This window comes from Providencia sp. PROV202 (assembly GCF_028479565.1).
Lineage (GTDB): Bacteria > Pseudomonadota > Gammaproteobacteria > Enterobacterales > Enterobacteriaceae > Providencia > Providencia zhijiangensis.
This window is the reverse complement of the sequence record NZ_JAMPNV010000013.1, coordinates 52,064-64,720: the sequence shown is the minus strand read 5'-3', so window position 1 is coordinate 64,720 and position 12,657 is coordinate 52,064. Positions and strand designations below refer to the sequence as shown.

The 12,657-nt window shown below is 40.0% G+C and carries 12 protein-coding genes; 5 read left to right on the top strand and 7 right to left on the bottom strand.

The window, feature by feature from the left end:
• Positions 1-7 precede the first annotated feature (7 nt).
• From ecpA to PR799_RS10200, 5 genes are all read left to right on the top strand, one after another.
• Positions 8-616, top strand: coding sequence for a common pilus major fimbrillin subunit EcpA (ecpA, locus tag PR799_RS10220; protein WP_108478643.1), 609 nt, complete (start codon positions 8-10; stop codon positions 614-616).
• A gap of 95 nt (positions 617-711) precedes the next feature.
• The gene (locus tag PR799_RS10215; RefSeq protein ID WP_154626221.1) at positions 712-1,395 is read left to right on the top strand and encodes a hypothetical protein; all 684 of its coding nucleotides are present in this window, start codon (positions 712-714) and stop codon (positions 1,393-1,395) included.
• 19 nt (positions 1,396-1,414) lie between these two features.
• Positions 1,415-3,910, top strand: coding sequence for a TcfC E-set like domain-containing protein (locus tag PR799_RS10210; protein ID WP_272521948.1), 2,496 nt, complete (start codon positions 1,415-1,417; stop codon positions 3,908-3,910).
• 25 nt (positions 3,911-3,935) lie between these two features.
• Positions 3,936-5,552 (top strand): fimbrial protein, encoded by a 1,617-nt coding sequence (locus tag PR799_RS10205; protein WP_154626225.1) that lies wholly within the window; start codon positions 3,936-3,938, stop codon positions 5,550-5,552.
• 69 nt (positions 5,553-5,621) lie between these two features.
• Positions 5,622-6,299, top strand: coding sequence for a fimbrial protein (locus PR799_RS10200; protein WP_272521947.1), 678 nt, complete (start codon positions 5,622-5,624; stop codon positions 6,297-6,299).
• 6 nt (positions 6,300-6,305) lie between these two features.
• Here PR799_RS10200 and PR799_RS10195 read toward each other — a convergent pair whose 3' ends face one another.
• From PR799_RS10195 to PR799_RS10165, 7 genes are all read right to left on the bottom strand, one after another.
• The gene (locus tag PR799_RS10195) at positions 6,306-6,842 is read right to left on the bottom strand and encodes a fimbrial protein (protein WP_272521946.1); all 537 of its coding nucleotides are present in this window, start codon (positions 6,840-6,842) and stop codon (positions 6,306-6,308) included.
• A gap of 13 nt (positions 6,843-6,855) precedes the next feature.
• On the bottom strand, positions 6,856-7,404 hold the full coding sequence (locus tag PR799_RS10190; protein ID WP_272521944.1) for a fimbrial protein: 549 nt from the start codon (positions 7,402-7,404) through the stop codon (positions 6,856-6,858).
• Positions 7,405-7,415: 11 nt separating this feature from the next.
• Positions 7,416-7,946, bottom strand: a complete 531-nt coding sequence (locus PR799_RS10185) for a spore coat protein U domain-containing protein (protein WP_272521942.1) — start codon at positions 7,944-7,946, stop codon at positions 7,416-7,418.
• 11 nt (positions 7,947-7,957) lie between these two features.
• On the bottom strand, positions 7,958-8,968 hold the full coding sequence (locus tag PR799_RS10180; protein WP_272521940.1) for a fimbrial protein: 1,011 nt from the start codon (positions 8,966-8,968) through the stop codon (positions 7,958-7,960).
• 10 nt (positions 8,969-8,978) lie between these two features.
• The gene (locus PR799_RS10175; RefSeq protein ID WP_272521939.1) at positions 8,979-9,647 is read right to left on the bottom strand and encodes a fimbrial chaperone; all 669 of its coding nucleotides are present in this window, start codon (positions 9,645-9,647) and stop codon (positions 8,979-8,981) included.
• Entirely contained in the window at positions 9,640-12,015 is a 2,376-nt protein-coding gene (gene pefC / locus PR799_RS10170; protein WP_272521938.1) for a PefC/AfrB family outer membrane usher protein, read from the bottom strand. The genes PR799_RS10175 and pefC overlap by 8 nt, the downstream gene beginning before the upstream one ends.
• A gap of 66 nt (positions 12,016-12,081) precedes the next feature.
• Positions 12,082-12,600 (bottom strand): fimbrial protein, encoded by a 519-nt coding sequence (locus tag PR799_RS10165; protein WP_272521937.1) that lies wholly within the window; start codon positions 12,598-12,600, stop codon positions 12,082-12,084.
• Positions 12,601-12,657 lie beyond the last annotated feature (57 nt).

The window sequence follows — 12,657 nt, the reverse complement described above, 5'->3', positions numbered from 1 at the left end:
GAACAACATGTTAAATAAAAAAATGGCATCTGTTTTGCTATCAACAATTATTGCTGCTTCCTTTGCTACAGTAGCTAATGCTGACACTCGTACTGCTCAAGCGACAGCAACATGGCAAGCGACCGCAATTAAAGATACGACAAGTATGCTGGTTGTTACACCATTAAAAAGCTTAACATTTAACTATGCAGAAGGTCAGAAAAGCTTTAACCAACAAAATGGCGCATTTGATATCGCTATTCAAGGTCAATCAGGTGCAACAGATTTTAAATTAGCATCAAAAATCATTTCTAACACCTTAGCGAGAACAACAGATGATTCTAAATTAACTGTTGGCGTTAAATGGAATGGTGAAGATCTGAATAAAACAACTGACACCGTATTAATCGATACTTCAAAAGGCTTAACATCTGGTTTAGATAACTTAGCAGCGGATGGTATCTACAATGGTTCAGAGCGTGCAACTGACCGTGGTGAGTTCACTTTCGTTATTGCTAGCGCGGAAGCGGCTGGCGCAGCGACAGACTTCAAAGCACTGACCGACGGTTCATGGGATGGTGATGTTAAAGTTCAGTTCACTGCAACTTGGGATGGTACTTTCACACCAGCTCCTTAATTGATTATTTACGCTTAGTGAATAACTAATTTTCACGATAAAGATACTATAGGGAAATATTATCTTTATCGTTATCTTTTTTAAAATTAATAATTATGAAAAAAATAACACTAGCATTAGCTTTATTATCTATTCTTCCACTAAAAATGAGCTTTGCGGTTAATGTAGGAAATATCACTGAAATCATATCGTCAGATGAAGACTCATTAGCAAAAGAAATTGAAAATACGGTTAATACGGCAAGGCTCGTTAATTTAACTATCGAGAAAATAGACTCACCACTTGAGAATGGAAAAGTTATTCCAGTAACGGATCCCAACGAAATATTATCAACCCCTGCTAATTTGATTTTGCCAGGGCAAGCAAAAGATGTGTTTAAAATTATTTATCAAGGCCCCAAAGACGATAAAGAACGTTATTACCGATTAAATTGGAAAGATGACCCTATTGGTGAAAGCGGAGTCACTCAAAGTGCAAAATCTGCTTCAGCGACAACCTCAGCGACTATTAGCACTATCTTGGTTGTTGCACCAAGAATTGAAAAATTTAATTACCAATATGCAAACTCCCAAGTTTCCAATATAGGGAATAGTTCATTTCGTGTGGTGGCATCAGGGCCATGTTTACCTGAAAAACAAAAATACAGTGTGGATGGTATTTGTCGTGAGCGTTATTACCTCATGCCACATTTAGCTGTGAAATTACAGTTTGTCGATCTTAATAATAAAAAATCTAGCGTAGGTATTTGGCACAAAGGAGATTTCATTGTCGTCAAATAATTAATAACGGACTTTAATCATGCGTAAGAGTGTTATTGCTTTATCAATATTAAGCATTTTTTTTTCAAACACCATTCATGCTAGTGAGATGAAGAGTATTAAAATTGGTGGTTACATTATTCCTCCGGCATTTGTGAGTGCATTGGAAGAAGGAATGTCTGTGCCTGTTTTTCTACGATTAAGTGATGATGCTAAAAACAACCAAAGCGAAGATAAAATCGCGGATGCAGTTATTGTCATTGACCAAGGTAAAATTAAATTATCCAGTATTCAGCTCATTGACAGTACGCAAGGACCAAAACTAAACAATGTATTGGTTGAAAAGATCGAAAATAAACAAAATACTGTTTTTGATGATACCAATGGTATTGTTATCGACAATAATGCGGTGCTGAAATTAAATATCTCATCATTTAATTTATCATTAGATGTTGATAAAGCTGCTTTTGCACCGAAAACCCACGCAAGGCATTCTGTTTTAGGTGATTCATCCGTTAATTCACTTTCGGCAGTGGCAAACTATGATTTAGGTGTATTCCAAAGTCAGGTAAAAAATGCAAAAAATAGCTCCAGTAGCTATTTCAATTTAGACGCATTATTTGCCGCAGCAGAACACCATTTTAATATCAATGCGTCGGCTTATAGCATTGGTAAATCCAATGCGAATGTTGAATTATACCGAGCGATGTATGAGCGGGACTTTAATGGACTGCGTGTCGCATTGGGTTTAATGAGTACGTGGAATTTACAGTCTATTGCGAGCTTAACTGCGTTGAGTAGTAGCAAAATTTATGCGGTCACTATCGGGAATAACTCCGCGAGTGTCGTCAACACTAAACAGCAGTCACTGACCCCTATTTATGCCTTCTTAAATAGCCCTGGTGAAGTTCGTATTTATCGCCAAGGTAAGCTTCTGAACATCCAAAACTTCCCAATGGGTAACTTTGAGGTAGACACCAGTACACTACCTTTTGGTATTTATGACGTGACTATCGAAACGGTTGTTGATGGGAAAGTGGTCACCACCCAAAACCAGACAATTAATAAATCCTTAGGGGCAATCGGAGGAAACTTCGACAAACTGAATTGGGAAATGTACGGGGGTTATGTTGACTTCGATAAAAGAAATTATGTCCGTGGCGAAGATCGTCACAGCCAAACTCCAGAAAAAAGCTATTTAGCGGGCGCATCATTCGCCTATAACTTCCCTGTGCTGTCAGGGATACGCTTTCAGATGTCAAACTATGGTTTTGATAAATTCCTGGTTCAAGAAACGAGCATCAACGCGTCGATTAATAATTATATCTCGGTTTCTTGGCAGGGCATGCTGGAAAACCACGGCAGCCATCGCAACATTGGCACGATTTCTATTAGTATTCCGGATGGTTATGGCTCCCTTTGGGCATCACGAGAGCGGACGGTGATTGAAGGGGATTTACCGCTTTATGATGCGGATAACTATTCCTATGGCGGTACATTTAACTTCGACAAGCTAATTGATAGAGCTGGCTCATTCACGATCAGTAATACCAAAGACCGTCGCGTAGGCAGTGATTCAATTAACTACGAATATGCGAATACGCTGTTTTCTGGGCGCTATGGAACCGTTGGGCTCAGAGCCGGTGTACAGCGTTATCACTATGATAGTCAAAACAGTACCAACGAAAAATATGTGAATCTGGACTTCTCATTACCGTTGTCTACGTGGTTAAGCACAGGCGTTTCTTCCACGAACGGCAACATGAAAGCCAATATTTACGCCAACAAGAGTTTTGAAAACTCGCCGATCACTAATGCGGGAATTTCAGTCTCTAAGTTAGTGCGTGACAAAGATAATGGCGAATCAGATTTTTCGACGCTGGCCTACGCTTCTTATGACATGAAATATAACTCAGGCACCGTCACGATTAACCGACCGGATAGCGACCGACTGAACGGAAACTTAACTTCTCGCGGATCGGTGGCTTATAGCAACGGCATGATCACACCAAGCGGCAACCAAGGAAAATCAGGGGTCATTATTAATTCAGAGATTCAAGGTGCCGGTAGCATGGTGGCGAAGGTGAATGGGCAAAATTACCCAATCAGCGGAAAAAATACCTTTATTCCATTGTCACCCTATTCAGATTACGACATCCAGTTAATGAACGACGGGAAGTCAAAAGACAGTTTTGACATTGTCTCTGGACGCAATAAATCCGTCACGCTGTATCCGGGTAATATCGCGTTTTATCAACCTGAAGTTCGTCAGTTAGTTACCGTATTTGGACGGCTTAAATCACCAGATGGTGAATACATCAAATATGCCTCGATTCGTAACCATATTGGGCGAACAAAAACCGATAAGAATGGGGAATTCTCCATGGACGTTGATGTGCGCTATCCCGTGATCTCGTTATTGCAAGAAGATGAGAAAACGATCTGCGAAGCCGATTTAAACCTACAAGGGGCACGCGGTGCTTTATGGGTAGGTGAGGTGACTTGTGAGCCTCAAGAAGCATTAGCAAAACGCTAACTCTCAATTTTAAGGTTAATAAAACATGCGAGTATTATCGACATCAGCACTCTGTTTTTCACTGGCGGTACTCACGTCAAATGCATTGGCAGCGACAGCACCATTGCAGGAATACGTCATTGTTGAGAACCAGATTGATAACGAATTTTTTATCGTTGCCAACAGGGTTGATCCTCGCTTTTCTGGATCCAACGTTTTTACTAAATATCAACGAAATAGCCAATTAAGCTTAGGCTATATGGGGTATACCGGAGCCCCTTTTAGCTCGACCTATAATAAGGGGGATATTTGGCTAGAAAACTCCCCTGTAAACCAGCCATTTGTGGGGAACCGTTGTATGACAAACAACCGAAATTGCCCTGCGACATCCTATTGGTCAGCTCAACAATTGCGGGATAATGGTGCGTATAAAATTCAGCAAACAGGAACACCAGGAGAATCCGGTTACTCCAGACCCGTCTTTTCTGAATCATTTTACCGTTGGATTGCAGAATTACCGCCGGGAACCGAATACACGTTTGATTTAAGAACTTGTACGAGCCGAGATGATTATGACCTGAGTAATTCGACCTGTATGACCAGCGGCGGGCGAACCTCGACTCAGCAGCACTACATTCCAACGAATAAAAAGGGAAATATTATCCTGAAAGGAACGGGGGCTTTGCAGGAAGTTTTCGTGGATAGTAACGGTAACCCAACGGTTGGGTTGGGCTCCAACTTCTGTACTACGGGAATTGTTGGAAACGTTTCTGGTGTTATTTGCCAGCTCGTTGAATTAGAAACGAAAGGCTCATCAATCAGTGGTTCGTTTACTGTCCGTATGTATATCGATCATCAAAAACTCGGTTTGACTGCGGCTCCTCGAGCTAATGTTATCCAATATAAAGGAACCAATAGTACCCGCTGGACGAACTGGTCAGCGACCACCAATATGTCGGAGATCTTTAATAATGGTTCGAATTTTATTGAAGTATTTCTATCAAATACGTATTTGAAATCGATTGTTGATGCTTCCCCTAACTCGAACGTGACCTTAGCGGATAGTGTTTATACGTTTGCTTTTCAGTCTCCACTGCCACAATCAGGGTTTTATGAGTTCACACCATCGAATTATTTGATTATTAAACCGCGGGATTATGGGATCAGTATTATTCCTGCCGACTTTAACCCGAACCAATCGAAAACCGGGAAAGTGGGAAATGAAGAGCCGCCAATTGAATTTAATTATATTGTGACGACCAGCGGACCAAGGCAGGCAGATTCAATCACCGCCAAAGTGGAAGGCCCAAGTACCACGCTGAAAGGACAATCGTACTGCTTGTTTAGCTCCAATGATGACAAATTCAAAGTGCCATTTTCGGCGTATTTGTCATTTAAAAATTACACGGGAAGCTTAGAGTCTTACCGAGCCAGCTGCGATAGCAATGAAATTTCCCTCAAAAATGCGTTATGGGAAGAGACGCCGTGGGCAAGACCAAATGAAGATTTAGGTTCCTTTTATCGCACAAATTTAGACTTGCTATTCCCAATGAATGAGGCGAATTCTTTCTTTACGTTAGATGGCATTGATTGGCTAGGGACAGTATCCGCAAGCGGGACGGTGACAGTAAAAGCCATCTGGACAGGGCCCGATATTCAATAAACTCATTCATTTTTTAGGCGACTCATTCAGTATTCAGTCGCCTTTTTCTTCAGCGCTAACAGGTTAAATATGAAACTCAATTCTTTGCTGAAATTCTTATTACTCTGCACACTGTTTTCATTCAATGCTAGCGTTTATGCGCTTTACATTAATTCGGACATCTCCTCGATGGAGTCCGAGAAAGAATTTTTTTCTAAGCCCTATATTAACGATACGAAAAAGACCAATTTATACAGCTTGAGTGCGTATCAAATTGATAAGCCGGGCAGCCATGAGCAAGGGAGAGCCATTCATAACGGGGAAATTATCTTTACTCCACTGAAGAAAATTCTATTACCGGGAGAGCAGGAATTCTTTAAAATTTTTTATCGCGGAACCGTGGACAACCAAGAGCGCTATTACAAAATTATTATTAGTGAAACGCCACTTGAAATGCAAAATGATAATGAGCAACGTAAACAGCCGCTGTTTTACCCAACGGTCAGTTTAGAAACGTATTTCGTCGTGAGACCCAAACAGCCTGATTTTAAATATACGCTAGACCAAAATGCAGGCATGTTGAAAAATACAGGGAATACCTATTTTAGAGTGTTGCTGCATAACAATTGCAATGCAGAGGATGATACTGAGCCTTACGTCCTTTACCTGTTACCTAATCAAACGTATCAAGATGCGCGTTTAGCCAAGAAAAGCCGCAAGTACATTGTGATTTTTGATAAATATTACGCGGTGGGTAACTGTGAGTAATCGTTATTACTTGTAGAGCGCACTAATAATAACACTGCTTTTCATGATGCCTTTTTCGATGCTCGGTGATTGAGCATAGGGTTTGGCAAAAAAGCTAATATCAAATTGGTTATTACCATTAGCACTGAATCGTTGGTTTTTTCCAGATAAATCAATAGGACTCTTATCCATCCAGGATAAATAAATTCCAACACCAGATAAGTTGGTTTTCAACTCACCACCAACACCATTATTAAGAGCCCCTTGAGCACCAGGATAAACTTTAATATCTATGTTATTAGGCTTAAAGCCACTTTTATTACAATCCACAATAAATTGCGTTTTTACAGCGGGTTGTTTTCCTGCGAGCAAATCGGTTTCATTGATTACATCGAAATCGACAATTTTATTGAAGCCTTTCCCATCATTAATATTGCAAGTGATATTGACGATCTCTAGCGAGATGCTCAGAACCGTGTCGGGTAAAATTTCATCGGCAACGGTATGTAAAGGGTAGCCACTCATCAGCATCGAAAGAAAGCAGAAGGGAAGTGTTTTATTCATCAATTCGCTCACATTAAAGATATTTTATTTTGATTGTAATGTGGGTGCTCCCACTGCCTAAAGTCACACTATTGCTACCAATGGGTAGTGCAATAGGTTTTACTTTCAGTTTCACTTTCATTAATGAGGCGGTGGGCTTTTTAAGTAAAAGCTCTTTTCCCATCGGCACACCTGCATCAATGTCTCCAACTTGGTTATCTTCCCATGCGACTAAATAACCAAGAGTGTTGTTAACAGAGCCAATATAGCCTGATGCCCCCATGGTTAAATGAGGGGTCGCGGGTTCAAACAATAGTGAAACACGTTGTGGAACTATGGTTCCTGAACAATCTAATGATAGCGTGGTATGTCCCTCTATTTCGCCAGATAAAACAGTTGCGCTATCTAATGCACCAAAAGCAATATTATCGATCGTTGCTGGCAGGCAAGTGGCAATTTTCACACTCATCCTAATTTGTGATGCCAGCTCTTGACCAACCATGGATGACTGTTTGGTGAGTGCTCCATAGCTATTGATATGCGTAAAAATCAATACACTGATGAGCAAAATAGATTTGCGCATAGTCACCTCAACTAGTTGAATGTTAACTTAATATTTAATGCTGTACTGGCGGCTCCAGGTGAGCCCGTCGTACCAAGTAAAACGGGTTTTACGTTAATAGGAATGGATACATTAGGTGTTGTGGGTTTCGTGACAGGGGCTTTTGCAACGCCATCAACCAAAACGGGAGTATTGATAGGGGCCATTTCAGCGGTCTTCCATGTCAACTGATAACCTACAGTGGTATTTTGTTTGGTCTTCAAAATACTTTTTGTGGCATCAACGCCATCAGCCGAGGTTAATGCCATCGTATAAGATGCTAAAGTTGCATCGCAAGTGATTGCAATCGTCATCGGTTTTTCAACCACTTTGCCATTTTTAATGTCACTGACAGATTGCTCGCCAAAGTCGATATCTGCTACTGAGGCGGCACAAGAAGCCTTGACCGTCATATTAATATTCGAGGTGACGGTCCCACCTGTTACGTTAGTCGCAAAGCTTGTTGCATTAGCATAAATAGAAAATAACGATGCAGTACAAAGGAATAGAGATCTCTTGATCATAAAAAATCCTGTTAGTTTAGTTTTACATTAATGGTCAAGGCGGTATTAGCTGCCCCCACTGCCGTTTGAGTTGTTAACGGAACGGGTTTGACGGTAATTGGAATCGTGAAGCTTGCTGTTGTTGGCTTAGTATTTGGTGCCATAGCGGTGCCATTGATAACGACTGCACTATTTACAGGTTTAAATGCACTATTACCCCATGTGAATTGATAACCAACAGATGGATTACTTTTCACATTGATAATTCCATTCGCAGCATTGTTGACACCATCCTTTCCTGAAAAACTTAAGGTATAGGCGGGTAGTACCGCATTACAGGTAAACGCGACGTTGATGGTTTTACCGGCAACAGATTTTGCGTTAACTGAACTTGCTGTTTGGTTACCAAAATCCACATCGTTGACTGAGACAGCACATGATGCGTTATTGACGAGGGTCATCGATGTTGGGGCACTGAACGCGACACTCTCTGTCATTAACGTACGGCTGTTATTACCAATTCGTGAATAGAATTTTCTGGTTAACATGTAAGTAGGGTTTACAACCGTTTTTCCGACAGGTGGCTTTTTCTGTAAGTAAACGGTACCAGAGTCTGTTCCTCCGCCAGCATTGGTTAAATTGGTATAGCCCGTTCCACTGGTTTTGTAGTCTAAAACCAGTATCCAAGCACTGTTACTACAGCTTCCTGTTGATCGAAATCTTAAAATGCCATCGGATGAGGTTTTATCGACGGTTCCACCATTTGGGCAATCATTTGGTGATGCGCCATATTTATCAACAATATAAATAAAGTTTCCTGTCGTATTCCCCGCACCACTTGAAGCACGTAAGCATTGCCCTGCTAAAGTTAATGGGACACCAGGGGCGCCAAAAGTATAGAGTTGGTCGCCAACTTTTTTGTTCGTCACGTCGATTTGTGCTGGAAATGAATATTTGATTGATATATTTCGGCATCTTGCCGCAGAGGCATCTAACGTGAAAAAAAGCATCAATATTCCAAGGTAAAACCCTTTTTTTGCCATGATGATGTCCTTATTGCAGTTCGATCACACGTCGAGCACCGTAGTCATCAATGGCTTCAACGGTGACTTTACCGGATAAAGGGCGCTGTAAATCCATCTCGCTGAAAGGCGGGAATAAGCTAATTGAGCGTTCAACATCCGCGGATAAAGACAGTGGTTTGTTGTTGACGGAAACTTGTGTGAGTGCAAAGTAGTAAGGTGTTGGGTTCTTCAGTGTTGAACCGCTATACGTGATATTTTTTTCTGCATCTTCACGGTTTTCTGCAAGGATTTTAGGGCGATAAATGAGCTTAACTTGCGTATTTAATGCCACAGCAAGGACATTGCCCTCTTCCGCAGATGCAACCGGCGGGATTTCTTGAACATTAAGCCAAAACAGTGACTCTCTGTCTTTTGGCAGTATGTCATTAATATAAATTAAGCGAACAAGCTGTTTTTCATTGGCTGCGACTTTAAATAAGTTAGGCGCGGGAACAAAGAAAACATCATCCCCTTTGAGGTTATCGATCCAGACCTGCCCACCGTAGGCTTTTTCGCTATTATTCTTAATTTCAACCGCAATATTTTTACGACCTTCATCATAGATAAATCGAGTACCATTCAGTGTGAATGCGGAATAGGCATTAAAACAGGTTAACAAAAATGGCAAGATAGCGAGTTTGGATATGAGCTTAATCATTGCATTCGATCTCCATGATTTGGTTTTCATTGGGTTCTACCCCATTCATATTTAAGGTGCATACCTCATCATTTGAGGAGGTAATGAAAATGGCATTAGGCTGACTTAATAAATTCAACAGCAAAACACCGCCATTGGAGACAAATCCCACATAGTCGTTATTTTCTGTTCGTGCTGAGCTACCGGCAGACACAAACTCACCGTTTTTCTTTTTCAGTCTTAAAATGTATCGATGTATGGTTGAGTATTTGAACTCGCGATAAACAATGGCTTTATCTGTTGGAACAACACGTTGTACCGAATCGAGTAACTCAACGTTGTTCGGAACTTCCTCAGTATTGATTTTTAAATTATTTTCAATATAAGGAGATACACCAATTACGGTATTTCCATGTCTATCCGTAGGCGGTGAATCATTAAAAACAATATTTCCGATATCCTTAATGTTGGCGATGGCGACAGTATCTTGTCGCACATTGGTTAAAAATAAGCCGGTTTTTTGTGTGGCAAGCAAGCTACCGGAGGCATTGATAGAGCCTGTGGTTTGATGTTGGTTTTGGGCAATAGCCACACCTGTATTCACCCAGTCTTGGTTAAATCCGAAGTAAGCAGAGTTTGACCAACTATCACGATCTTTGCTGGTATTCACGCTGTAGTTCACTTTTTCATTAATATTCCCTGCGATACCAGAGTTAAAACTGGCTTTATTATCACGGTCATAACTCACCGAGTTCGTCCAAAAATGGTTTTTATCAAACACACTAAACGGAATATTCACACCGACGGAAATGGCATAATTATCTCGGTCATGGTCATTTAATTTCTGATAATCAGCGGATATCGAAAAGTCGACACCTTTAAAGGCAGTGTTATAAGTAACGTTAGCGCCGATTTCATTGCGGATATGATTACGGTAGGTTTGTATCCATCCTGACAAGCTAATAAAGCTGTTATCAAAATTTTGAGAAATAATGGTTTCATAGCGCTCTTTGCGATTACTTCTTTGGTATAGCGCATTTTGGTTAAACTCATTAAAATCAACATACTCTTTACCGGTATAACGGTAAGTTAAAAGCTGTAAGTTAGTCGTATTCGACAGTGAATTAGCATACTTCAGCATATAACTTATCCCTGATTGCTTGGCATCAGGTGATGTGGGAGTCTGTTTTCGAAAGTTGCTGGTGGCCGCGTTTACGTTAAAAGAGACTGCACCAAATTGACCAAATTCTTTACTCAGACCAATTCCAGCACTTTGATAATCACTGTGTAAAATTCCCGCTGTTTGCAACGTAAAATACGTAAATCCATAATCAAGAGCGCCCAAAAGGAATGGGTGGCTTTCACGCTTTCCAGCTAGCTCTCGCTCACCAATGACGAGGTTGTAATCCATCTCATTGGCTCGTAATAATGATGGGAGTGTGGCAACTGGCACATATCTTACGGTTTTGGTTCCATTATCTTCTTCAACAGTAATGGTCAAATCACCATTACTGACGGGTGAAATATCATTTAATTGATATGCTCCCGCAGGAACGACTTGAGAACTAAGAACGTATCCATTTTGTGAAATAGTAATTTTTGCATTCGAACTGACCACACCTGAAATGACGGGGGCATAACCTCGCATTTCCCATGGACGCATATTTTTTTCTGAACGTAACGCCATTCCGTAAAACACAAAGTTAGGCAACATCGTCATTGATGTTATTGTTTTACCGGCGATAAAACTTCCCTGTATAGACTTCATGGCAGTTGAAATGGTTGCTTCTGAAGTCTCGGTTCCTGAATCTTTAAGATAACTACTGCGGACGTAACCTACCCATCGACCAAAATTAGAATATAAGTCGAAATCCCCATAAATTTGGGTATTAGCGGATGTTGTTTTAGAGACATATCCGGAATAATTAACTTTGATCCCTGGTATTCCATAATCCCATTCTTGTTGATTTTTTGAGTTATCTAAGGCGACTTGTGGAATATTAAAAGTTAAAACCTGTTTTGCATTATCAAAGTCAATTTTAACACCAGGATAATGACCTAAGTTGTAGCAGTTTCTTTCTGCATTAAAGTCATTTTCGAATAAGGCTAAATTAATAGGTAATGAAAGTTCATTTATCCATGTTGTATTTAAACAAAGATTTTCTCTATCTTTGGTTAATATAATTAATTCTTTTTTTCCCATTGGGTGGCGATTAAAAATCACCTCTACAATATAGTGACCTTCAGGATATTTAACACTGTCATCAAAAATACTTGCTGCTTGAGATTGAACTCCTCCATGTAAGAAGTCCATATTCAAGTTTGCATATACACAAAATGGACTTACTAACAGGGATAATATAAAAGCATTGATCGATTTTAAACGCATATATCCATCACTATTTGTAAGCAGTAATAAGGGTCAAAGACCCTTAATTTAAAAATATAAAACTAATTATTTATATGCCACTGCATAGGTCGCAGTAGAAATGATGGTACCTTCGGTAACTGTTTGACCTGTTGTTGCCAGCATTCTTGCTTTGAAATTCATATTTCCAATAGCATCTGTTCCATTACCAAAATCAACTGTTTGGCTGTTATAAGTCACATCTTGATTTGGTGTGGTTGAGTTCATTGCGGTTAACTGAATAGAAACTCCATTTGCTGTTCCTTTCATATTTGCAAGACCAGAATTAGTAAATCCAGCACTTTGCCAACCTACTTGACCATTAGTTTTTTTCAAACATTCGTCAGTACGTGGAACTAAACTAAATTCAACGTAGTCACCATTGGTATCTGCTGTTGTCATTTTGCCTAAATCAATTGTAGATTTAACTAATCCACCAACTTCAGTATCAATATCACAAGTTGCAGAAGTTACCGCTCCAATAAATTGTACTTCCCCTGTGTTTGCAAATGCAGCACCACTAAGTAATACGCTGCTATAAATTAAAGGTAATAACATCTTTTTCATTTAATCATCCTCATAAGAGTATTTATATATTAATAATATGTATTAAGAATCTCTGGA